Origin of the sequence: Gordonia humi, from assembly GCF_014197435.1 — a bacterium.
Taxonomy (GTDB): domain Bacteria; phylum Actinomycetota; class Actinomycetes; order Mycobacteriales; family Mycobacteriaceae; genus Gordonia; species Gordonia humi.
In genome coordinates, this window is record NZ_JACIFP010000001.1 from 4,507,896 (window position 1) to 4,529,084 (window position 21,189).

The 21,189-nt window shown below is 68.0% G+C and carries 22 protein-coding genes; 7 read left to right on the plus strand and 15 right to left on the minus strand.

Annotated features, from left to right (window positions below; genetic code table 11):
• Positions 1 to 89: 89 nt before the first annotated feature.
• Positions 90 to 725, plus strand: a complete 636-nt coding sequence (locus BKA16_RS20865; protein WP_183372472.1) for a dTMP kinase — start codon at positions 90 to 92, stop codon at positions 723 to 725.
• Between the two features lie 152 nt (positions 726 to 877).
• Here the strand turns inward: BKA16_RS20865 and BKA16_RS20870 are convergent, their stop codons facing one another.
• From BKA16_RS20870 to BKA16_RS20880, 3 genes are all read right to left on the minus strand, one after another.
• Positions 878 to 2,383 (minus strand): DHA2 family efflux MFS transporter permease subunit, encoded by a 1,506-nt coding sequence (locus BKA16_RS20870; protein ID WP_183372473.1) that lies wholly within the window; start codon positions 2,381 to 2,383, stop codon positions 878 to 880.
• A 237-nt stretch (positions 2,384 to 2,620) separates the two neighbouring features.
• Complete coding sequence (ahcY, locus tag BKA16_RS20875) at positions 2,621 to 4,093, minus strand: adenosylhomocysteinase (protein ID WP_183372474.1); 1,473 nt, start codon at positions 4,091 to 4,093, stop codon at positions 2,621 to 2,623.
• A 107-nt stretch (positions 4,094 to 4,200) separates the two neighbouring features.
• Positions 4,201 to 5,754 carry an amino acid permease gene (locus tag BKA16_RS20880; protein ID WP_183372475.1) on the minus strand — a complete coding sequence of 518 codons (1,554 nt, stop codon included), beginning with the start codon at positions 5,752 to 5,754 and terminating at the stop codon, positions 4,201 to 4,203.
• A gap of 327 nt (positions 5,755 to 6,081) precedes the next feature.
• Here BKA16_RS20880 and BKA16_RS20885 point away from each other — a divergent pair, with 327 nt between their 5' ends.
• The 3 genes from BKA16_RS20885 (at position 6,082) to BKA16_RS20895 (ending at position 8,467) form a co-directional block, all read left to right on the plus strand.
• The gene (locus BKA16_RS20885; protein WP_183372476.1) at positions 6,082 to 7,218 is read left to right on the plus strand and encodes an LLM class flavin-dependent oxidoreductase; all 1,137 of its coding nucleotides are present in this window, start codon (positions 6,082 to 6,084) and stop codon (positions 7,216 to 7,218) included.
• Complete coding sequence (locus tag BKA16_RS20890) at positions 7,215 to 7,874, plus strand: CE1759 family FMN reductase (RefSeq protein ID WP_183372477.1); 660 nt, start codon at positions 7,215 to 7,217, stop codon at positions 7,872 to 7,874. Before BKA16_RS20885 ends, BKA16_RS20890 begins: the two co-directional genes overlap by 4 nt.
• Positions 7,875 to 8,068: 194 nt before the next feature.
• The gene (locus tag BKA16_RS20895) at positions 8,069 to 8,467 is read left to right on the plus strand and encodes a DUF7144 family membrane protein (protein WP_183372478.1); all 399 of its coding nucleotides are present in this window, start codon (positions 8,069 to 8,071) and stop codon (positions 8,465 to 8,467) included.
• Between the two features lie 64 nt (positions 8,468 to 8,531).
• Here BKA16_RS20895 and BKA16_RS20900 read toward each other — a convergent pair whose 3' ends face one another.
• From BKA16_RS20900 to BKA16_RS20925, 6 genes are read right to left on the minus strand one after another with little or no spacing between them, the layout of a single operon-like run.
• On the minus strand, positions 8,532 to 8,825 hold the full coding sequence (locus tag BKA16_RS20900) for a WXG100 family type VII secretion target (RefSeq protein WP_183372479.1): 294 nt from the start codon (positions 8,823 to 8,825) through the stop codon (positions 8,532 to 8,534).
• A gap of 26 nt (positions 8,826 to 8,851) precedes the next feature.
• The gene (locus BKA16_RS20905) at positions 8,852 to 9,169 is read right to left on the minus strand and encodes a WXG100 family type VII secretion target (protein ID WP_343067553.1); all 318 of its coding nucleotides are present in this window, start codon (positions 9,167 to 9,169) and stop codon (positions 8,852 to 8,854) included.
• 27 nt (positions 9,170 to 9,196) lie between these two features.
• Positions 9,197 to 10,546: a ribosomal eL19 family protein gene (locus tag BKA16_RS20910; protein WP_221246936.1), complete on the minus strand. Its 1,350-nt coding sequence runs from the start codon at positions 10,544 to 10,546 to the stop codon at positions 9,197 to 9,199.
• Complete coding sequence (locus BKA16_RS20915) at positions 10,546 to 10,848, minus strand: hypothetical protein (RefSeq protein ID WP_183372482.1); 303 nt, start codon at positions 10,846 to 10,848, stop codon at positions 10,546 to 10,548. The genes BKA16_RS20910 and BKA16_RS20915 overlap by 1 nt, the downstream gene beginning before the upstream one ends.
• Entirely contained in the window at positions 10,845 to 11,222 is a 378-nt protein-coding gene (locus BKA16_RS20920) for a YbaB/EbfC family nucleoid-associated protein (protein WP_183372483.1), read from the minus strand. Before BKA16_RS20920 ends, BKA16_RS20915 begins: the two co-directional genes overlap by 4 nt.
• Entirely contained in the window at positions 11,219 to 11,581 is a 363-nt protein-coding gene (locus BKA16_RS20925) for a hypothetical protein (protein WP_246371840.1), read from the minus strand. The genes BKA16_RS20920 and BKA16_RS20925 overlap by 4 nt, the downstream gene beginning before the upstream one ends.
• A 121-nt stretch (positions 11,582 to 11,702) precedes the next feature.
• Here BKA16_RS20925 and BKA16_RS20930 point away from each other — a divergent pair, with 121 nt between their 5' ends.
• On the plus strand, positions 11,703 to 12,953 hold the full coding sequence (locus tag BKA16_RS20930) for a MinD/ParA family ATP-binding protein (protein WP_183372484.1): 1,251 nt from the start codon (positions 11,703 to 11,705) through the stop codon (positions 12,951 to 12,953).
• Between the two features lie 63 nt (positions 12,954 to 13,016).
• Here BKA16_RS20930 and BKA16_RS20935 read toward each other — a convergent pair whose 3' ends face one another.
• Positions 13,017 to 14,285 (minus strand): NAD(P)/FAD-dependent oxidoreductase, encoded by a 1,269-nt coding sequence (locus BKA16_RS20935; protein ID WP_183372485.1) that lies wholly within the window; start codon positions 14,283 to 14,285, stop codon positions 13,017 to 13,019.
• Positions 14,286 to 14,414: 129 nt separating this feature from the next.
• Here BKA16_RS20935 and BKA16_RS20940 point away from each other — a divergent pair, with 129 nt between their 5' ends.
• Positions 14,415 to 15,281, plus strand: a complete 867-nt coding sequence (locus tag BKA16_RS20940) for a LysR family transcriptional regulator (RefSeq protein ID WP_183372486.1) — start codon at positions 14,415 to 14,417, stop codon at positions 15,279 to 15,281.
• A gap of 4 nt (positions 15,282 to 15,285) precedes the next feature.
• On the opposite strand, the gene BKA16_RS20945 is transcribed toward BKA16_RS20940, so the two are convergent.
• Together BKA16_RS20945 and soxR are read right to left on the minus strand one after the other, a co-directional pair.
• The gene (locus tag BKA16_RS20945; protein ID WP_183372487.1) at positions 15,286 to 15,879 is read right to left on the minus strand and encodes a TetR/AcrR family transcriptional regulator; all 594 of its coding nucleotides are present in this window, start codon (positions 15,877 to 15,879) and stop codon (positions 15,286 to 15,288) included.
• A 197-nt stretch (positions 15,880 to 16,076) separates the two neighbouring features.
• Positions 16,077 to 16,535, minus strand: a complete 459-nt coding sequence (gene soxR, locus BKA16_RS20950; RefSeq protein WP_183372488.1) for a redox-sensitive transcriptional activator SoxR — start codon at positions 16,533 to 16,535, stop codon at positions 16,077 to 16,079.
• Positions 16,536 to 16,600: 65 nt separating this feature from the next.
• On the opposite strand from soxR, the gene BKA16_RS20955 reads away from it, so the two are divergent.
• Positions 16,601 to 18,475 carry an ABC transporter ATP-binding protein gene (locus tag BKA16_RS20955; protein WP_183372489.1) on the plus strand — a complete coding sequence of 625 codons (1,875 nt, stop codon included), beginning with the start codon at positions 16,601 to 16,603 and terminating at the stop codon, positions 18,473 to 18,475.
• Between the two features lie 7 nt (positions 18,476 to 18,482).
• On the opposite strand, the gene truA is transcribed toward BKA16_RS20955, so the two are convergent.
• The 3 genes from truA to BKA16_RS20970 all read right to left on the minus strand — a co-directional run bounded on the left by truA (position 18,483) and on the right by BKA16_RS20970 (position 21,093).
• Positions 18,483 to 19,361: a tRNA pseudouridine(38-40) synthase TruA gene (gene truA, locus BKA16_RS20960; protein ID WP_183373224.1), complete on the minus strand. Its 879-nt coding sequence runs from the start codon at positions 19,359 to 19,361 to the stop codon at positions 18,483 to 18,485.
• Between the two features lie 17 nt (positions 19,362 to 19,378).
• Positions 19,379 to 19,978, minus strand: a complete 600-nt coding sequence (gene rplQ / locus BKA16_RS20965) for a 50S ribosomal protein L17 (RefSeq protein WP_183372490.1) — start codon at positions 19,976 to 19,978, stop codon at positions 19,379 to 19,381.
• A 62-nt stretch (positions 19,979 to 20,040) separates the two neighbouring features.
• The gene (locus BKA16_RS20970) at positions 20,041 to 21,093 is read right to left on the minus strand and encodes a DNA-directed RNA polymerase subunit alpha (protein ID WP_183372491.1); all 1,053 of its coding nucleotides are present in this window, start codon (positions 21,091 to 21,093) and stop codon (positions 20,041 to 20,043) included.
• Positions 21,094 to 21,189: the final 96 nt, after the last annotated feature.

Below are 21,189 nucleotides of genomic sequence, written 5' to 3' on the forward strand. Positions count from 1 at the left end.
TTCTTCTGCCGGAAGGCCTTCCGACGCGCCGGAAGCGGCGCTCACCGGCCGGCAGTGCAGACTCCGTCGCAGCCCGTAGACTGTGACTCGTGGGCATTCTGGTGGCAATCGAAGGTCTGGACGGAGCAGGCAAACGGACGATCGTCGGCCGCATCCACAACGAGGCGACCGCACGCGGTGCGCGGGTCACCACGTTCACGTTCCCGCGGTACGGCGAGTCGATCACGGCCGACCTCGCGTCCGAGGCGTTGCACGGCGAACACGGCGACCTCCGCGACAGCGTGTACGGCATGGCGATCATGTTCGCCCTCGACCGCGCCGCTGCGGGGACCGCGCTGCGGACCGCGTGCGCCGACCACGACCTCGTGCTGTGCGATCGCTACGTGGCCTCCAGCGCGGCGTACAGCGCGGCCCGTCTCGGCGAGACGATCGGTTCGTCGCCGGTCGTCGACTGGGTGGCCGACCTCGAGTACGGCAGGTTCCGACTGCCCACGCCCGACCATCAGCTTCTGCTCGGCGTGCCGCCGGAGGTCGCGATGGCTCGCTCGTCCGGACGCGCCGCCACCGACGCCGACCGCCCGATGGACCACTACGAACGTGATCGCGACCTCCAGGCGGGCGTCTATCGCGCGTATTCGGACCTCGCGGCGTCCGGCTGGATGTCGACGTGGTCGCACGCCGCCGACGACGAGGCGGTCGCCGCGGTCCTCGACCGGTTGGGCTAGTGCCAAGGCCCTGCATCCGCGGCATATAGCGACATGAGCGGCACTCGGGAGTGCCGCTCATGTCGGTGAGGGCCGCGGATGCTCATCTCGACGCTCCGCTCGCTCAAGTCGGCGCGCCGAGCGGCTCAACCGGCGACGGGGACGCCTCGGGATTACACGTCGGCGGGCTTGCCCCGTCGCAGGAAGAACGCGGGGATCAGGGTCACCGCGACCAGGCACACCGAGACTGTCCACGTGTGCGCGAACGCGGACGCGGCCTGGTCGAGCCCCTCACTGACCACGTCGGGCGGGATCGTGTCGCGGAGCTTCGGGTTCATCTGGGCGCCGATCGCGGGCTGGGCGAGCGTGTACCGTGCCAGGAGCGTCGTCAACACCACCGAGATGACCGCCGTGCCCATCGAACTGCCCGTCTGATTGACGATGTTCATCAGGGTGCTGCCGCGCGCCACCTGCTGGTGATTGAGCGTCTGCAGTGCCGCCGTCATCGTCGGCATCATCGTGGCGCCCATGCCCAGACCCATCACGAACAGTGCGGTCTCGATCTGCCACAGCGGGGTGTCGGCGGCGACCTGGGTGAAGAACGACAGTCCGATGACGATGACGACCAGACCGGTCAGGACGACGCGGCCGGGGCCGATCTTGTCCACGAGGCGACCCGCGATGGGCATGGTGAGCATGGCGCCGAGGCCCTGCGGTGCGATGAGCAGACCCGCGGTCAGGGTTGTCTCACCGCGGACCTGCTGCAGATAGCTGGGCAGGAGCAGCGCGGCACCGAAGAACGCCATCGCGAAGAACACCATGGTGAGGACCGCGAACGTGAGGTCCCGGTTCGCGAACAGACTCAGGTCGATCAGCGGATGGTCCACGCGCAGCGCATGCCAGACGAAGACGGCGAGCAGGATCAGCCCGATGATGCCGGGAATGAGGACCCGCGCCGATGCGACCGTGCCCTCCCCCGGGATCGACGAGACGCCGAACAGGAACAGCGCCAGACCCGGCGAGGCCAGGAGCATGCCGACGAAGTCGAACGACTCGGACGGCTGCGGCGCGTCCGGTTTGAGCACGATCAGCGCCAGGATCCAGGCGACCGCGCCGATCGGCACGTTGATCAAGAAGATCCAGTGCCAGCTGAAGTACTCGATCAGCCAGCCGCCGAGAATCGGTCCCATGATGGGACCGAGCAGCATCGGGACACCCATGATGGCCATGACTCGGCCTACTCGCTGCGGTCCGGCCGCGTGGGTCATGATCGTCATGCCCAGCGGCATCAGCATGCCGCCGCCGAGTCCCTGGATCACACGGAAGGCGATGAGCGAGGTGATGTTCCACGAGGTGCTGCAGAGAATGGAGCCGAGGACGAACAGCACCAGCGCGAGCATGTACAGGCGTTTGGTGCCGAACCGGTCGGCCGCCCACCCGGTCAGCGGGATCACCGTCGCCAGCGCGAGGGTGTATCCGGTCATCGACCAGGCGGCATACGTGTAGCTGGTGTCGAAGACGTCCTGGAAGGTGGGGATCGCGACGTTGACGACCGTGATGTCGAGGATCGACATGATCGCGCCGAAGATCACGACTCCGGCGATCTTGAGGACGCCCGCGTCGAGCTTGTCGGAGGTGGGGTCGAGTTCCGGCGCCGCACCGGACGATGGTGTACTCACTGAACAATGGTGGCACCGGACGCACTCGGCGTCCACTGAATTCTCGCAGGTCGTCGTCGGGCGTCCGATTCGGACCCGGCAGATGAGACATACCAGGTGACGACGCACTGATCGACGCGACCGCGGCGCCGATCGACGCGCCCCTCACGCCGATCGAGCGGAGCCGAGATCTCCATCGGGGTCTCGGCTCCGCTCGATCAACAGGGGTCCGCTCGATCAGCGGTCGGCGAGCACGGCTCAGTAGCGGTAGTGCTCCGGCTTGTACGGGCCTTCGACGTCGACGCCGATGTATTCGGCCTGCTCCTTGGTGAGCTTGGTCAGCGTGCCGCCGAGGGCCTCGACGTGGATGCGCGCGACCTTCTCGTCGAGGTGCTTGGGCAGCCGGTAGACCTCGTTGTCGTATTCGCTGTTCTTGGTCCACAGCTCGATCTGCGCGATGACCTGGTTCGAGAAGCTGTTGCTCATGACGAACGACGGGTGGCCGGTCGCGTTGCCCAGATTCAACAGGCGGCCCTCGGACAGCACGATGATCGAGTGTCCGTCGCCGAAGACCCACTGGTCCACCTGCGGCTTGATCTTGATGCGGGTCATCTCCTCGGCCGCCTCGAGACCGGCCATGTCGATCTCGTTGTCGAAGTGACCGATGTTGCCCAGGATGGCCTGGTTCTTCATCTTCTTCATCTGCTCGAAGGTGATGATGCCGAGGTTGCCGGTCGACGTGATGACGATGTCGGCGTCGCCGATCGCGTCGTCGACGGTGACGACGTCGAAACCGTCCATGAGCGCCTGCAGCGCGTTGATCGGGTCGATCTCGGTGACCTGGACGCGCGCGCCCTGCCCCTTGAGGCTCTCGGCGCAGCCCTTGCCGACATCGCCGTAACCGCAGACGAGGGCCTTCTTGCCACCGATCAGAACGTCGGTGCCACGGTTGATGCCGTCGATGAGCGAGTGCCGGGTGCCGTACTTGTTGTCGAACTTGCTCTTGGTGACCGAGTCGTTGACGTTGATCGCCGGGAACTTGAGGTCGCCGGCCGCGGCGAACTGGTACAGGCGCAGGACACCGGTGGTGGTCTCCTCGGTGACGCCCTGCACCGACTCGGCGACGGCGGTCCACTTGCCCGCGTCGGCGGCCATCGACTTGCGAAGCAGTTCGAGGAACACCTTGTACTCGGCGGGGTGCGACGAGTCCTCGGGCGGCACGACGCCCGCCTTCTCGAACTCGGCGCCGCGCAGCACCAGCATGGTGGCGTCGCCGCCGTCGTCGAGGATCATGTTGGCCGGCTGGTCCGGCCAGGTGAGCATCTTCTCGGCGGCCCACCAGTACTCTTCGAGGCTCTCGCCCTTCCATGCGAACACCGGCACGCCCGCGGGCTCTTCCGGGGTTCCGTTCGGTCCGACGACGATCGCCGCGGCGGCCTCGTCCTGCGTGGAGAAGATGTTGCACGAGGCCCAGCGGACCTCTGCTCCCAACGCGGTCAGGGTCTCGATGAGAACGGCGGTCTGCACGGTCATGTGCAGCGAGCCGGAGATGCGGGCGCCCTTCAGCGGTGCGACGTCGGCGTACTCGCGACGCAGCTCCATCAGGCCCGGCATCTCGTGCTCGGCGAGACGGATCTCCTTGCGGCCGTACTCGGCGAGCGACAGGTCGGCGACCTTGAACTCGACTCCATTGATGGTCTGGCTGGTCATGGCGTCCGAAGGCGCTGTCATCTGGTCCCTCTCGATCGGAAAGCGTGGTTCGTGAACGAGGAGTACCGGCCACCCCCGAAGGAGGGACCGGTACGAGTCTCGGCTAGGGCAGAGTATCGCGGACGGCGTCAGGTGTCCGAGCCCGCATCCGCGGAGGGTGTCGTGTCGCCGTGGCCGTCGACGGTGGCGAAGCCCGGCAGTTCCTTTCGCTCACGCATGCCGAGGACGGAGTGTCGGACGCCGTACGCCATGTAGACGACGATGCCGATGACCATCCACACGAGGAATCGGACCCAGGTCTCGATCGACAGGTTGATCATCAGCCAGATGCACGCGAGGACCGCGAGAATCGGCACCAACGGCACCAACGGCACTCGGAAGCCGCGCTTGAGGTCCGGTCGCGTACGCCGCAGCACGACGACGCCGATGCAGACCAGGACGAACGCGAACAGGGTGCCGATGTTCACCATCTCTTCGAGGGTGCCCATCGGGAAGAAGAAGGCCAGTGCGGCGGACACGACACCGACGATCACCGTGATCCGGTACGGGGTGCCGCGCTTACCGGTCTTGGCCAGGCCGCGTGGCAGCAGCCCGTCGCGCGACATCGCGAACCCGACACGGGTCTGGCCGAGGAGCATCACCATCACGACGGTGGTGAGTCCGGCCAGGGCTCCGACGTTGATCGCCCACTGCGCCCAGGTGATCCCGTGGACTTCGAACGCGGTGGCCAGAGTGGAGGTGACCTCCTTGCCGTCGACCTCCTTCGTCGCGAGTTCGGTGTACGGCACCATCCCGGTCAGCACCAGTGAGACGCCCACGTACAGGACGGTGACGATCGCCAGCGAGCCGAGGATTCCCCGAGGCAGCGACTTCTGCGGATCCTTGGTCTCCTCGGCGGTGGTGGCGACGACGTCGAAGCCGATGAAGGCGAAGAAGACGAGCGACGCCGCGGCGAGCAGTCCGTACCAGCCGAAGTTGCTGCCGGCACCACCGCTGATCCAGGAGAACAGCGTCTGGTGAATGCCCGACGCCTGCTCGCCGGTGTCCTGGGCGGGCGGAACGTACGGGTCGAGGTTCTTACCGCTGAAGTAGAACGCGCCGACGATGATGACCAGAAGGACGACGGCGACCTTCACACAGGTGATGATCAGCGAGACGCGCGACGACAGCTTGGTTCCGAGGACGAGCAGCGTCGTCAGGACCGCGATGAGGAGCGCGGCGCCCCAGTCGAAGGTGTGCCCGCCGATCACGAAGACGTTGTTCCCCTCGCCGATCACATTGCCCAGATACGACGACCAGCCCTTGGCGACGACCGACGCCGCGAGAGCGAATTCGAGGATCAGGTCCCAGCCGATGATCCAGGCGATGAACTCGCCGAACGTCGCATACGAGAAGGTGTAGGCCGATCCCGCGACCGGCACCGTCGAAGCGAATTCCGCATAGCAGAGCGCGGCGAGTCCGCAGGCGATGGCTGCGAGGACGAACGCCAACGAGACCGAGGGCCCCGCGACGTTTCCCGCAGTCGTCGCGGTCAGGGTGAAGATGCCCGCACCGACGACGACGGCGACGCCGAACACCGTGAGGTCCCAGGCGGTCAGGTCTTTTCTGAGTTTGGTGTCCGGTTCATCGGTGTCGGCCATCGATTGCTCGACGGACTTCACCCGAAACATCGGGTTGCTCACGGCACTACTCCTTGTCCACTGTGTGCATGTCTGGGTCGCAGACTTCTGCTCGAGAAGGGGATTTGTGATCCCGTTCATACCTTTCGGTGAGCAAGAACCTATCGCATCAGACGATCATGTCCGGCCACATTCCCGTTTCTTCTGCAGGAGAACAGTATTCGTCCGACGCCCGACCCGAACGCAGCGACGCGCGCCGATGTCGTGTCATATCGCCCGGCGTCACGCCGAGTACGCCCGTCAACCCTTCGGAATTAATCGGACCGCGGTCCGGTTATGCTGATCGAGTCCGGCGCAGCAGAGCGACGGCGAGACGAAAGCGAGAGGTCAATGCAGTTCGGCATCTTCAGCGTCGGCGATCTGACCGCCGACCCCACCACCGGCAGCACGGTCAGCGAGCACGAACGGTTGACGGCGATGACCGCGATCGCTCTCAAGGCCGAAGAGGTCGGTCTCGACGTGTTCGCCACCGGCGAGCACCACAATCCGCCGTTCGTGCCGAGTTCGCCCACCACGATGCTCGGCTGGATCGCCGCGCGGACCGAGCGGCTTCAGCTCTCCACCGCGACGACCCTGATCACCACGAACGACCCGGTCAAGATCGCCGAAGACTATGCGATGCTGCAACATCTGGCGGACGGTCGGGTGGACCTGACCCTGGGCCGCGGCAACACCGGACCGGTGTATCCGTGGTTCGGCAAGGACATCCGCAAGGGCATCCCGATGGCCGTGGAGAACTACCATCTGCTGCGTCGTCTGTGGCGTGAGAAGAACGTCGATTGGGACGGCGAGTTCCGCACTCCCCTACAGGGATTCACCTCAACCCCCGCTCCGCTGGACGATACGCCGCCGTTCGTCTGGCACGGCTCCATCCGTTCGCCGGAGATCGCCGAACAGGCCGCGTTCTACGGCGACGGCTTCTTCCACAACAACATCTTCTGGAACAAGGAGCACACCGAGCAGATGGTGAACCTGTACCGGCAGCGCTACGAGCACTACGGCCACGGCTCCGCCGATCAGGCGATCGTCGGACTCGGCGGACAGGTGTTCATGGCCGAGACCGAGGCCGAGGCCAAGCGGCGCTTCCGTCCGTACTTCGACAATGCGCCGGTCTACGGGCACGGCCCGTCGATGGAGGAGTTCACCGAGATGACTCCGCTGACGGTCGGCACTCCGGAGCAGGTGATCGAGAAGACGCTGACCTTCGCCGGCTACGCGGGCGACTACCAGCGTCAGCTGTTCCTCGTCGACCACGCCGGTCTCCCGCTGGACCAGGTCCTCGAGCAGGTCGAGATCCTGGGCCGCGAGGTGGTGCCGACCCTGCGCACCGAGTTCGAACGCCGACGCCCGGCACACGTGCCGTCCGATCCGCCGTCGCACGCGGACCTGGTCGCCGCGGGCGCCGACAGCGCTCACCGCAAGGTGATCTCCAGCCCGGCGGTCGCGGCGGCCGAGGCCGCACGATGACCCGCCGGGTGGTGGTCGTCAACGCGGGAGTCTCAGCGGCGTCGTCGACACGGCTGTTGTCCGAACAGCTCGCGGGTGCGGTCGAGGCCGCGGTGTCTGCGCGCGGAGAGCAGGCGACGATCGACTACATCGACGTCGCATCGCTCGCCCGCGATCTGGCGACCGCGGTGACCTCCGGCGTCGCGTCGCCCCAGGTCCGCGCGGCGCAGGACGCGATCGCCGACGCCGACGGTCTGATCGTCGCGACACCGGTGTTCGCCGCGTCGTACAGCGGCATCTTCAAGATGTTCTTCGACGTCCTGGATCCGGACGCGCTCACCGGAGTGCCGGTCCTGGCCGCGGCGACGGCCGGTACACCGCGCCACTCGCTGGTGATCGACCACGCCATCCGCCCGCTCCTGGCGTACCTGCGGGCCGAGGTGCTGCCGACGGGTGTCTTCGCAGCGACCGACGACTTCGGTTCCCCCGAACTCGGCACCCGCATCTCGCGGGCAGGCGCCGAGCTCGCCGACCGCATGATGGTCGGCGGCTCCGTCGCCGGGTTCGGCGGTCCGACGGACGGCGCAGCGGCGCCGCGTCGCAGCGGTCATCCCACCGATCTGGGACCGGTGGCCGACTTCGCCGACCTGCTGCGCGGGCACACCGGAGAGAAGTAGGTAAGCGGTCGGCGTCGAAGGCTCAACGCCAGACGGCTCTGCGAGGCCCCCGAGCGGGGCTGACATCGCGCGCTGATCTGCGATGAGGCCACGATATCGCCAATCCCCGTCAAAACCGTGACAAGACTCTCGAATCCCTCTTATATCTCGATACAGTCGGCTGCCGTCTGTCGTCCATATGAAAGGGAAACCACATGTCGAGACCTGATCCCGTCGATAACGCCTACGCGGGTGGAATCACGATCGGCGCGGCCGCGCTGCTCTTCGTCGGAGGTGTGCTGGAAGCCCTGCAAGGCATCTCCGCGCTCGCCGACGACAAGATATTCGTGATCGGCGAAGACTACGTCTACTCGTTCAACCTGACCACCTGGGGATGGATTCACCTGATCCTCGGCATCATCGGCATCGCGGTCGCGATCGGTATGGCGATGGGTTCCGACTGGGCCCGCATGGCCGCGATCGTCATCGCCTCGGTGTCGATCATCGCCCAGTTCATGTGGCTGCCGCAGCATCCGTGGTGGGCGATCCTCATCATCGCCGTCGACGTCATGATCATCTGGGCCGTCAGCACGTGGCGGCTCGACACCGCCTGACGTCCTCGACCTCCGGCGCCGGTACCGCATCCCCCGACGAATGCGGCACCGGCGCCGGCTGCGTTCAGGCGCCGAATGTACGACTGACACGCAGGTCGGTGTCGCGCATCTGCGACGCCGCCTTCTGCACTCCGACCCCCAACGAGTCGAGCCTGGTCCGCGCGTCGGCGAACAGCTTGTCCCATTGAGCCTGCGACTGCTGGTACGCGTTCGCGCCACCGGAGTCCCAATGACTGGCGAGCGCGGTCACCTGCCGTTTGAGCTGCCCCGACAGCTCCTCCAACCGCTGAAACTGACCGCGCAGATCCCCCGACAGCGTGTCGAGACTCGCGAAATTGTATCGAATCACTCCGGACATGTTCTGTACCCCCTGATCTGCCGGCGCTAGAGCGCCAGTGTTCCCTGACCCGAGCCGCCGACCATGGCGGCCGCGGTCGCGTCCTCGTCGTCGTAGCCGCGGAAGCCGGTGGTCAGCTTGGCCTCGATCTCGTCGAGCGCGTGCTGCAGCCTGGTGGCGGTCTGGTGCCAGTCGGTGTGCGTACCGTCGAATGTGGTCGACGCCTTGCCGTCCCAGGTGCTGCTGCCGTTCGCCGCCGCCGACTGGATGCGGCCGATGATCCCCTGCATCTCGCTGACTATCCCTTTGATACTCGCCGTCGACGCCTGCGAGGCGCCGAGGTCGACATTGAGTCCTGTGGTCACGTGCATTCCCCTTCTTCAACTGCCGGATCAGACTGATCCGGCGAAATCTGTGGTGTCGGTGCCGAGCCGGAGGGCGACCTCGGCGCCGAACGGTTGCGCGAGCAGCGTCGCGAGGTCCGTACCGGTCGGATCCGCCTCCGGTGTCGCCGGCGACGTTTCGGTCAGGCGCAGCGGCGTCGGATCAACGGCTCGCCCGGCGGCCGCGACCGCCGTCGATGTCATCGGCACCGGCGGAACACCGCTGTACGAGACGGGTGCGGCGGTGCTGATCGATGCCGGTCCGGTATCGGCGACGACGGTCGCATTGCTGGTGACCGGTCGGTCGACGAGTTCGATCGGAGTCTCGGCGAGAGACGTCGCGGGCGTGTCGACGGCCTGCACCGCTGGTGTGGAGGCAGCGGGCCGAACCGTCGCCGACGGCGCAGCGGACGTCTGGACCGCGGTCGTCGACTGCGGCGTAGTCGGCGCCGTCGCGGTCGCGCACGGTGCGCAGCAGTCGGGCGATGTCGCGGCGGTCGACGCCGTCTCGTCGCCCCCGACCGCGACATCGCTCTCCGGGGCCGCGTCGCCGTCGACGCCGAGCAGTGACCCCGCGATCTGGACGCCGGCTCGGAACAGCGGCCCGGCCTGTTGCAGCAGAGTCGACCAGGTGTCGCCGGTCAGAGCGGTCGGCGGATCCGAGACGGAGACCGGTGCGCCGACACCGGCGATGTGCGCGGTCGGCGCCACCAGTTGTGCCCGGGTCTCGGCCACCACTGCGAGACCTTCGGTGAGCCCTTCGGCGGCGATGCCGAGTGCGGCGATCTGGCCGGGCGGTGTCGCCAGCGCCGGTGCGGCCGCAGCCAGCAGCCCCGCGGTCTTGGCGACGACGCTCTGCAGTCGGGTGAAGCCCGCACCGACGATCGCCCCGGCCGAAGCGACATCGGACGCCATCGCCGTGCCCTGCGCCGCGACCTGCTCGGACTGGCCCGCCGTGCGAGTGGCGGCACCGATCGCCGCGGCCGCGGCCTGTCCGGCCCAGTCGATGTCGACGCTGCTCGCCGCGTCCAGCAGGGCGGACGCACCCGACCGCAGGAGTCCGGCGAGGCCGCCCAGCGATGCGACGGGGTCGGCCCCGCCGGACATCGAACCGGTGCCGAACGTGCCGAGCAGGTCGACGATCGGCTTCATCAGCGACACCGGATCGATCCCGGTGATCGAGGGGAACGACCGCAGGTTCAGCGACGACAGGTCGGGCAGGCCGACCTGTGCCGGTGCGTCGAATCGCGGCAGTCCGAGTCCGTCGAGAACCTCGCTCACCGGGGTGTCGAACAGTGCCGTGATCCCGGTCGGCGCCAGAACGTCGCCCACGGTGAGCCCGTCGGCGTCGCAGGTCATCATGCCTCCAGACCGGACGCCCCGGCCGTGTCCGCCGCCGACAGCGCGGCCAGACCCGCCGTGGTCGCCGATGCGGTGCCCCCGTGCACGGCCGCGAGACGGGCGACGGCGGCGAGGTGATTGGCCTCGGCGACGCCGTAGGCGGCCAGGAACTCCTGTCCGATCAGACCGAATGCGGCGGCCATCACGGCCGCCCGCGCCGTATCGCCGACCGCGGCGCCCGCCGTCGCCGTACCGAGTGTCGCCGACGTCGCGGCGAACGCCTCGATCCCTGCCGGGACCGCGTGAACACGACCACTCATGACTCCCCCTTCGACGAAAAGTGCTCTCGGTAGGTTGGACGCACGGTCGGCCCGTTCGGTTCCATCGACTCGCCGGTGAGTTCGGCGAAGTCCTCGACGAACGCCGCCATGATCTCGGCGCGCTCGGTGAACACCTGGGTCGCCGCACGCACAGCCGTCCGGACGATCGCCTCCGCCAACGCGATCGGATTCCCTTTGCACGCCCCGGGAAGCAGTTCCAGACCGGTGAGTGCACCCGACACGTCGACGTGGACGATCACGCGACCGTCGTCGCCGGTCTCGCGCACCGTCAACGCCCCGAGTCGGGTCTGGACGTCCTCGAGCATCTCGAGCTGACGCTCGGCATTGCGTGCGATCTCGTCCATCACGCTCATCGCAGACTCCCGCCGCGCCGGACCGATCCGGCGTCGACCGCGTCCTCGGAGGCCAGCAGATCGTCGCGGGACGGCAGGCCGAGCAGCGACAGCGTCTCCTCCGGCACGCCGTCGGCGGCCAGACTCGCCCGTCGTCGGACGCCCGCGGTGACACCGGCATGTCTGCACAACGCGAGGATGTCGGCGGCGAGCTCGCCCGGGTCGCGGCGGCACTGCGCCGGCTCGAGCCGCATGGCCACCGGCAGTCCGGTCGGGGTGCAGGTCACGACGATTCCGCCGCCGCGCGAGCGCACCGTGGTCATCCCCTCCGGCGCCGCACCGCCGGGACCTGTGGGTTCGGGTGAATTCTTCGTCTCCATGAAGGGTCAGACGCACGCCGGACCGATCGGGTTCCATTGTCTTTCTCTCGGGCGTGTCGCGGTTCCACGGGCGTAGCGTTCCGCGCACCGCAGGAACACCGCATTCGAGGGGACCACCGCAATGACGACCGACTTCGCCTCACCGACCGGATCCGGCACCGGCCCGTACGACCCGGAGACTCCGCCTTGGCTGGTGAGTGCGACTCCGCCGGAACCGGCCGCCGCTCCGGTAGCGGCCGACCCGACTCCGATCCCGGCGGGCGCGGTGGATCTCTCGCAGATCGTGCCGCCGCCACCGGTCGGCGTCGTCAGCCCGCCCGTCACCCCGCCGCGACCGGCACCGCCGCCGCCGATGCCGCCACCGGGCGGTCCCCGGCCGAATTTCCCGAATCCGATTCGCCCGACGCCGCCTCCCACGACCGGGCAGCTCGGTCCGGCCCTCGACGAGGTCGCACTGATCAGGAAGGCCAGACGCGCGCCGGCGCATGGATGGCGTCGAGCGGTGCACACGCTCAGCGCCGGCACCGTGAATCCGGGTGAGTCGCCGGCCGAGCTCGAATACCGCGACCTGCTCGACCGCGTCCGGCAACCGGTCCGCGGCGACTACCGCATCGCGGTGCTCTCCCTCAAGGGCGGCGTCGGAAAGACCACCACGACCATCGGCCTCGGATCCACGTTCTCGTCTCTGCGCGGCGACCGCGTCATCGCCGTCGACGCCAATCCCGACCTGGGCACGCTCGCACAGCGCATCCCGCTGCAGACCCAGTCGACGGTCCGCGATCTGCTCGCCGATCCGGTCCTGTCCCGCTACTCCGACGTCCGTGCGCACACCTCGCAGGCGCCGAGCCGCTTGGAAGTCCTGGCGTCCGAACGCGATCCGGCCGCCGCAGAGGCGTTCGACGAGAGCGAGTACCGCGGCGTCATGTCGATCCTGCAGCGGTTCTACAACATCATCCTCACCGACTGCGGGACCGGAATGTCCCACGATGCAATGCGCGGTGTCCTCGACCTGGCCGATGCGATCGTGCTGGTCAGCTCGCCGGCCCTCGATGGCGCGAGGAGCGCGGGCGCCACCCTCGACTGGCTCCAGGGACACGGCTTCGGTCATCTGATCGGCCGGTGCGTCGTGGTCCTCAGTTCGGCACGGCCGGGCGCGTCGTCGATCGACGTCGGCAATCTGACCCAACACTTCCTGACCCGGTGTCGAGCCGTTCAGGAGGTGCCGTTCGACGACCATCTCGCCGAGGGCGCCGACATCGACCTCGATCTCCTCGGCAGACACGCGCGCCGGGCGTTCGTCGAACTGGCCGCCACGATCGCCGACGACTTCGGCGGCACTGTGCTGCGACGCCACCCGCCTTTCGAGGGGTGAGGCGGCGGCGACGCAGCGGCCCGGAGAGATCGGGGGATCTCTCCGGGCCGCCGATACGAGCGGTCAGGCCGCGGTGTCGACCCCGTCGGACCGGTCGTCCGGCCGACCGTCGGCGGACGGCACGGCCTGCGCGAATCCCGGGCGTGCCCGACCCGCGAACGACTTGAACCACGAGGCCACCGCGACCGCCCGGTTCCGGAAGCCGACCAGGTAGTACAAGTGCACACCCAACCAGGTGAACCAACCGAGCACTCCGGTGAGTTTGATCCCGAACGGCGCGTCGACGACGGCGTTGTGGCGGTTCACCACCGCCATGCTGCCCTTGTCGGTGTACACGAACTCGGTACCCGGCGCCTTCTTCCCGCGGATCATGTCGGCGACGTGGCGGCCCTGCTGCATGGCCACCGGGCTCTGACCCGGGTAGCCCTTGAGGCTGGTCATGTCGCCGATGGCGAAGACGTCGTCGCGGTCGCCGACGGTCAGATCGTCGTCGATCAGCAGGCGCCCGGCCCGGTCCGTGGCGCAGCCGGTGGCCTCGGCGATGGTCGCCGACAGGTCGGTGGCCCGAACGCCCGCCGACCACACGATGGTCGCCGCGCGCAGGACGCGTTCGGTCTGACCGCTGCGAACTGTCACCGCATGACCGTCGATGTCGGTGACGAAGGTGTCGGTGAGCACCTCGATCCCCGTCTTCTCCAGGGTTGCGCGGGTGAAGTCCGACAGCTTGCCGCCGTACACCGGCAGCAGGTCGCCCGCGCCTTCGACGAGGTAGACGTGCGCGGGGACGTCGGTGAAGTGGCGGACGGCCAGCTCCCGGATCTGCCCGGCGATCTCGACGCCGGTCGCACCGCCGCCGACCACCACGAAGGTGTGCGCGTCGACGTCGTCGGCCGGTGCCGCGAAACAGTCGAGCAACTGTCCGCGGAGCGCGACGGCGTCGTCGAGCGTCTTGAGCGAGAAAGTGGCCTCGGCCCACTCGTCGTGACCGAAATAGCCCTGCGCGACGCCTGCCGCCGCGATCAGCTTCCGATACGCGACCTCTTCGACTCCATCGTCGGTGCGGTAGACGACGACCTTGCGCTCGACGTCGACGGCGGTCACGTATCCGCGGACCACCGACACGGTCTCCTTGGACGCGAGCACGTCGGCGATGTTCGGCGCGATCTCCTCGGTCGGCAGGACGCCGGTCGCGACCTGATAGAGCAACGGCTGGAACAGATGCTCGTCGGTGGCCGAGATCAACAACGTGTCGACTCTCGACTTGGCCAACCGCTTCGCTGCGGCCAGACCGCCGAATCCCGATCCGATGATCACCACGTCGGTGCTTCGCATTGTCCCTGCGCTCCTCTCGCGTCCGTAACTGGTGCTACAACCAGATTGCTAGAACGCACGTGCATGGACAACCTCGATGAACAGGCATTCTGTTGTAGGTTCCATCTGGTTTTCTCATACAATGACGGAATGGAGTTTCGTCAGCTGGAGTACGTCGCGGCCGTCGCCGAGACCGGAGGCTTCTCACGTGCGGCGCAGCGCTGCTTCGTGTCGCAGTCGGCCATCAGCCACCAGGTGGCGGCCCTCGAACGCGAACTCGCGGTCGAGCTCTTCGATCGGTCGCAGCGCCGCGTCCGACTCACCGAGGCGGGCGAGACCTTCCTGCCGTACGCCCGCGATCTGCTCGCACTGCGCGACGATGCGATCGCCGCGACCGCACCGCGCCCCGACCGAGTCCGCATCGCCGCCAACATGTCGTTCGCGCGCGCCGCACTGGCGGCGGTGTCGGGGGTCCGCGACGCCAACCCCGACGCCGAGATCGACTTCCTGATCAAACCGTTCGCACAGCGCATCGACGCGGTGGCCTCCGGCGAAGCCGATCTGGCCCTGATCCGCGGCACCGTCGACCGCGACGGCCTGTACCTCGATCCGTTGTGGGTGGACCAGCCCGTCATCGCCTTCAGTTCGCGTCATCCGCTCGCAGCAGGCGGCCAGGCGCCGACTCCGGCCGATCTCGCCCCCTACCCCCTGCTGCTGCCGCCCGCCGATCGACAGGTCCTGCTCCACCGCCTCGTCGACCGGGCCTTCGACCGCGCCGACGTCGAGGTGACGTACGGTCCCGAGATCCGGGAAGGACACTCGGTGGCCTTCGACCTGATCAACCGCCCGGACTCGTGGACGCTGCTCTACGAGGACCCGTTGCAGCCGGGCATCTCGTGTCGGCGCAGCCTGAGCTTCACTCTCCCCGTGTCGGCCGTTCTACGCGACGACGCCGCGCCGAACCAACTCGTCGCCGAACTGCTGACCGAGCTGTCGCACGGCTTCCGGCGCAGCTGAACGCTCAGTCCCCGGCCGCGAGCACCGCTCGCAGCACTCTCCGCATCGAAGCGCGCCAGGCGTCGTCGAGTCCGTCGCCACCGCGCATGAGGACTGCGGCCAGGGTGCCGCCGAAGGCCATCTCGATCACCATCGTCGGATCGTCCGGGGCGTCGATGCCGTCGCGCGCGGCGGCGTCGCGCAGACGTTGCGTCACATCCGGCCATACGACGTCGCGCAGACGGTCCGTCAGCTGCTGCTGCACATCGGCCTGAGGTCCGAGGTCGCCGATCAGTCCGATGACCGCCTGGCGAGTGGCACAGTCACCGAAGATCACCGCGCATCCGTCGATGATCGCCACGATCTCGTCGTCGAGCGTCGCGTTCGGATTCCGCGGCGGCATGGTCACTTCGCTCGGAAACAGCACATGGTGCACCAGATGCACCTTCCCCGGCCAGCGGCGACGCAGAGCGGGCACCGACGTGCCCGCGCGGGCCGCGACCTCGGTCAACGTCAGTCCGGCATAGCCGACTTCGCTGAGCACCTCGCGCGCGGCGCCCAGCACCGCCGCATCGATCCGGCTGTCTCGCGGTCTCCCCGTACCGACCTCGGTCGTCATCGATTCCCTCCCCCGTTCGCCGAGCAGCGATGCTTGACGATCGACCACACTGTAGCTTATGTTTCGTTCTACAAACGAACGTAATTCCTGTGAACGTCGGCTCCCTCCCTGGCCGCTCCACCCGCGGGCCGCATGCCCGTACCGACGAGCATGCGGCCCGTGACGTTCCTCCGGACGGCACGGGCAGACGGCACGGATTACGTCTCGATCAGTCGGCGGGGCCCGTCGCCGTGGCCACCGTACTCGTCGTGCGGATTGGCCAACGCGCACCGCTGCAACGACAGACAGCCGCACCCGATGCACCCGTCGAAGTCGTCTCGGAGCTGCTGCAACCGGTGGATCCTCTCGTCGAGTTCATCGCGCCACGCCAGCGACAACTCCGCCCAGTCGTGTGCGGTCGGCGTGCGCCCCTCGGGCAGTCGGGCCAGCGCGGCTCCGATGTCGGCCAGCGGAATCCCGACTCGCTGCGCGATCCTGATCAACGCCACGCGACGCAACGTGTCGCGCCGGTACCGACGCTGGTTGCCGCTGGTCCGGCGCGCGTCGATCAGCCCCTCCCGCTCATAGAAGTGCAACGCCGAGACCGCGACGCCGCTCCTCGCCGACAGTTCACCGACCGTCAGCTCCCGACGCTCCCACGGCGGCTTGTCCGTCATCTCGGCTCCCCTCGTCGATCACCGACACTTGACCTCAACCATAGTTGATGTTTCACAGTCGAGGCATGAGCATCGAGAGCACCGCGTGGAACACCGTCTACTCCGCGATGAACACCCGAACCGGAGACGGCACCGTCGACCGGTCGACGATCGCACGCATGGCGCGGTTCGCACGACCGCATCGTCGCCGACTGACCTGCTTCGCCGCGGTGAGCGTCGCGGTAGCGGCGACGGCGGTCGCGACGCCCCTCCTCGCCGGACGAGTCGTCGACGCGATCACCCGTGCCGCACCCGCTCGGACCGTGATCGTCCTGGCCGTCGTCATCGCCGTCGTCGCGGTAGCCGAGGCGGCGCTGGGCCTGGCCCAGCGATGGCTGTCGTCGACGATCGGCGAACGACTGATCTTCGATCTGCGCACCGCGGTGTACGACCACGTGCAGACCATGCCCGTCGCCTTCTTCGGACGTACTCGCACCGGCGCACTCGTCAGCCGTCTGAACAACGACGTGATCGGCGCCCAGCGGGCCTTCAGCGATGCGTTCGCGGGCATCGTCTCGAACGTGGTGACTCTGCTGCTGGCGCTGGCCGCGATGCTCACCCTGTCCTGGCAGGTCACCGTCCTCGCCCTGGTTCTGCTGCCGCTGTTCCTGCTGCCCGCCCGTCGGATCGGCGCGCGGCTGGCCGGTCTCCAGTACAGCAAGGCCCATCACAACGCGGCGATGAGCGACCGGATGACCGAACGGTTCTCGGCGCCCGGAGCCACCCTGATCAAGCTCTTCGGCGACGCCGACCGGGAGTCGGCGGAGTTCGCCGCGCGCGCAGGTCGGGTCCGCGATCTGGGCGTACGGTCGGCCATGGTGCAACAGACCTTCGTCCTCGCCCTGATGCTGGTGTCGGCGCTGGCACTGGCCTTGACCTACGGTGTGGGCGGAGTGCTGGCCCTCGATCACCGCATCCAGGCGGGCACCGTCGTCTCGCTCGCCATGCTGCTGACCCGGCTGTACGCACCTCTGACCGCGTTGGCCAACGCACGCGTGGAGGTGATGGGCGCGCTCGTCAGCTTCTCCCGGGTGTTCGAGGTCCTCGATCTGCCACCGCTGATCACCGACCGCCCGGATCGGACGCCCCTGCCCGACGGCCCCCTCGCCGTCGAGTTCGACTCCGTCGACTTCACCTACCCGTCGGCCGAATCCGTCTCGCTCGCATCATTGGAGGACGTCACGACGCTCGATCCCACCGTCGGAGCACAGGTTCTGCACGACGTCTCGTTCGGCGTGCCCGCGGGAGGGACGGTGGCCCTCGTCGGATCGTCGGGGGCGGGCAAGTCGACCGTCGCCGGACTCATTCCCCGACTGTTCGACGTCGACAACGGTTCCGTCCGCATCGGCGGCGTCGACGTCCGGGACACCGACTCGACACAGCTGCACCGCGCGGTCGGCATGGTGACACAGGACGGACACCTGTTCCACGACACCGTGCGCGCGAATCTGACCCTGGCCCGGCCGGATGCCACGGACCCGCAGGTGTGGGACGCCTTGCGGCGCGCCCGACTCGACCGGCTGGTCGCCGCGCTCCCGGACGGTCTCGACACCGTCGTCGGCGAGCGTGGACACCGGTTCTCCGGCGGCGAACGTCAGCGGCTCACGATCGCTCGCGTCCTGTTGGCTCGGCCGCGCGTGGTGGTCCTCGACGAGGCGACGGCTCATCTGGACTCGACGTCGGAGGCCGCCGTGACCGAGGCGCTCGCCGAAGCGCTCACCGGTCGGACCGCGGTGGTGATCGCACATCGGCTGGCGACGGTCCGAGGCGCTGATCGCATTCTGGTCCTCGAGGCCGGTCGGGTCGTGGAATCGGGCACACACGTGGAACTGCTGGCCTCGGACGGTCGGTACGCGGAGCTGTACCGCACGCAGTTCGCCGAGGATGCCGAGGCCGCCTGAACGACGGTCAGTCGCCGCAGCAGCCGCCCGCGAGGTCACCCGCGTCGCGTACGTCGCGGGTCAGTTCGGCGCGGGCCGCCCATTCGGCCGGCGGCGGGTAGGCGACGTGCACCAGGCAGAGGCCGCGCGCCTGGGCGACCGGGACCTGCGCGGAGCGACTGCGCTCGGCGAGCAGACCGGTGCACCAGTCCCGATCGCGGCGGCCGTCACCGACCAGGGCGACGGCGCCGACCAGGGAGCGGACCATCGACCAGCAGAAGGCGTCCGCGCGGACCACGGCCACCAGAACGCCGTCGTCATCACGACGCCAGGAGAACTCCTGCAGTTCGCGGATGGTGGTGGAGCCCTCGCGGTAGCGGCAGAAGGCCGCGAAGTCGTTGAGTCCGACGAGGCCGTGCGCGGCGTCGTTCATCGCGTCGACGTCCAGATCGCGCGGCCAGTCGGCGGTGACGCGGGCCGCTGTGGGCTCGGCGCCCCAGCGTGCGTCGGCCAGTCGGTAGCGGTAGGTGCGCGCCAACGCCGCGAAGCGCGCGTCGAAGTCGGTGGAGACCTCGTCGACGGCTTTGACGCGGACGTCGTCGGGCAGCATCTTGGCCAACCTGCGGACCAGACGCGACGGCTCTCCGTCGATGGACCGTGTCCGCAGGGAGGCGACGGGCACGTCGCAGTGCGCGATCTGCCCCGAGGCGTGCACACCGGCGTCGGTGCGTCCGGCGACGGTGAGCCGCACGGGCGCGCGGAGCACGGTGGCGAGCGTCGACTCGACGGTCTCGCAGACGGTGCGGCGGCCGGGCTGGGTGGCCCAACCGGAGAAGTCGGTGCCGTCGTAGCCGATGGTGAGTCGAAGACGACACTGCCCGCCCTCGTCGGTGACGGGGGCGGGCAGCGAGGTGTCAGGAGGAATCAGTCTTCCTTGGCGTCCTCGGCGACGGCTGCCGACGACTGATCGTCGACCGCCTCTGCCACGGCGTCGGCGTTCTCGACCTCTGCCTCGGTGGCGTCGGCTTCGACCTCCTCGACGACGTTCTCGGCCTCGACCTCGTCGGCCTCAGCCTCGTCGGCCTTGGCTTCTTCGGCCTTGGCTTCTTCGGCCTTGGCCTTCGACGCTGCGGCACGTGCGACACGGCTCGCCTCGCTGGAGGCGGTCGATCCGCTGACCAGTTCGATCACTGCCATCGGAGCGTTGTCGCCCTTGCGCGGCAGAGTCTTGATGATGCGGGTGTAGCCACCGTTGCGCTCGGCGAACTGCGGGCCGATCTCGGCGAACAGCGTGTGGACGACGTCCTTGTCGCGGATGTCCTTCATCACCTGGCGACGGTTGGCGAGCTCGCCGGTCTTCGCATGGGTGATGAGCTTCTCCGCGTACGGACGGAGCCGCTTGGCCTTCGCTTCTGTGGTGGTGATGCGGCCGTGCTCGAAGAGCGCCGTGGCGAGGTTCGCCAGGATCGCCTTCTGGTGGCTGGCCGACCCGCCGAGGCGGGCACCCTTTGTGGGCTTTGGCATTTCTCTCTCCTAGGAGGGGACTCGCCGATCTCTCGACCGGAAGTCGTAGTGGTTCAAGCAGCTCAGAGCTGTTCGGTCTCCGCGAAATCCTCACCGGAGTCGGCGTCGTACGACGCCTCGTCCGTCCACGTGCCGGTGGCCGGGTCGTAACCGGCGACCTGCGACGGGTCGAAGCTGGCCGGGCTGTCCTTGAGGGCCAGTCCCAGACCGTGGAGCTTCACCTTCACCTCGTCGATGGACTTCTGACCGAAGTTGCGGATGTCGAGCAGATCCGACTCCGTGCGTGCGACCAGCTCGCCGACGGTGTGCACACCTTCGCGCTTGAGGCAGTTGTACGAACGGACGGTCAGCTCGAGGTCCTCGATCGGCAGCGTGAACGCGGCGATGTGGTCGGCCTCGGCAGGCGAGGGTCCGATCTCGATGCCTTCGGCCTCGACGTTGAGCTCCCGAGCCAGGCCGAAGAGCTCGACCAGGGTCTTACCGGCGGACGCCAGGGCGTCACGGGCGGTGATGGAGTTCTTGGTCTCCACGTCGAGCACCAGACGATCGAAGTCGGTGCGCTGCTCGACACGGGTGGCCTCGACGTTGTAGGTCACCTTGAGGACCGGCGAGTAGATCGAGTCGACCGGGATGCGGCCGATCTCTGCGCCGGTGGCCTTGTTCTGCACGGCCGGAACGTAACCGCGGCCCCGCTCGACGACGAGCTCGATCTCGAGCTTGCCCTTGTCGTTGAGGGTCGCGATGTGCAGGTCGGGGTTGTGGACGGTGACGCCTGCGGGCGGCACGATGTCGGCGCCGGTGACGGCTCCCGGACCCTGCTTACGGACGTACATGGTGACCGGCTCGTCTTCTTCCGAGCTGACCACGAGACCCTTGAGGTTCAGGATGATGTTGGTGACATCCTCCTTCACTCCGGGGACGGTGGTGAACTCGTGCAGGACGCCGTCGATGCGGATGCTGGTGACTGCCGCGCCCGGGATGGACGAGAGCAGCGTGCGCCGCAGCGAGTTGCCGAGGGTGTAGCCGAAGCCCGGCTCGAGCGGTTCGATGGTGAACTTCGACCGGTTCTCGGCGATGACCTCTTCGGACAGGGTGGGTCGCTGTGAGATGAGCATGTGAGGGTGTTTCTCCTTCGTGACCGCCCGCTATTTGACGGTCTGGAAGCGGAACCGAAGCAGCTGCGGGGCTGCTCAGGTTTTCTGGTGAGCGGC

Bases quoted from the DNA above. Each gene is read 5' to 3' on its own strand.
- BKA16_RS20900 (WP_183372479.1), bottom strand. From the start codon at position 8,825: ATGTCCGGAGTGATTCGATACAATTTCGCGAGTCTCGACACGCTGTCG.
- soxR (WP_183372488.1), bottom strand. From the start codon at position 16,535: ATGACGGACAAGCCGCCGTGGGAGCGTCGGGAGCTGACGGTCGGTGAA.
- BKA16_RS20935 (WP_183372485.1), bottom strand. From the start codon at position 14,285: ATGCGAAGCACCGACGTGGTGATCATCGGATCGGGATTCGGCGGTCTG.
- BKA16_RS20940 (WP_183372486.1), top strand. From the start codon at position 14,415: ATGGAGTTTCGTCAGCTGGAGTACGTCGCGGCCGTCGCCGAGACCGGA.
- BKA16_RS20930 (WP_183372484.1), top strand. From the start codon at position 11,703: ATGACGACCGACTTCGCCTCACCGACCGGATCCGGCACCGGCCCGTAC.
- BKA16_RS20895 (WP_183372478.1), top strand. From the start codon at position 8,069: ATGTCGAGACCTGATCCCGTCGATAACGCCTACGCGGGTGGAATCACG.
- BKA16_RS20920 (WP_183372483.1), bottom strand. From the start codon at position 11,222: ATGAGCGTGATGGACGAGATCGCACGCAATGCCGAGCGTCAGCTCGAG.
- BKA16_RS20910 (WP_221246936.1), bottom strand. From the start codon at position 10,546: ATGACCTGCGACGCCGACGGGCTCACCGTGGGCGACGTTCTGGCGCCG.
- BKA16_RS20890 (WP_183372477.1), top strand. From the start codon at position 7,215: ATGACCCGCCGGGTGGTGGTCGTCAACGCGGGAGTCTCAGCGGCGTCG.
- BKA16_RS20925 (WP_246371840.1), bottom strand. From the start codon at position 11,581: ATGGAGACGAAGAATTCACCCGAACCCACAGGTCCCGGCGGTGCGGCG.
- BKA16_RS20885 (WP_183372476.1), top strand. From the start codon at position 6,082: ATGCAGTTCGGCATCTTCAGCGTCGGCGATCTGACCGCCGACCCCACC.
- BKA16_RS20915 (WP_183372482.1), bottom strand. From the start codon at position 10,848: ATGAGTGGTCGTGTTCACGCGGTCCCGGCAGGGATCGAGGCGTTCGCC.
- BKA16_RS20970 (WP_183372491.1), bottom strand. From the start codon at position 21,093: ATGCTCATCTCACAGCGACCCACCCTGTCCGAAGAGGTCATCGCCGAG.
- BKA16_RS20945 (WP_183372487.1), bottom strand. From the start codon at position 15,879: ATGACGACCGAGGTCGGTACGGGGAGACCGCGAGACAGCCGGATCGAT.
- BKA16_RS20955 (WP_183372489.1), top strand. From the start codon at position 16,601: ATGAGCATCGAGAGCACCGCGTGGAACACCGTCTACTCCGCGATGAAC.
- rplQ (WP_183372490.1), bottom strand. From the start codon at position 19,978: ATGCCAAAGCCCACAAAGGGTGCCCGCCTCGGCGGGTCGGCCAGCCAC.
- ahcY (WP_183372474.1), bottom strand. From the start codon at position 4,093: ATGACAGCGCCTTCGGACGCCATGACCAGCCAGACCATCAATGGAGTC.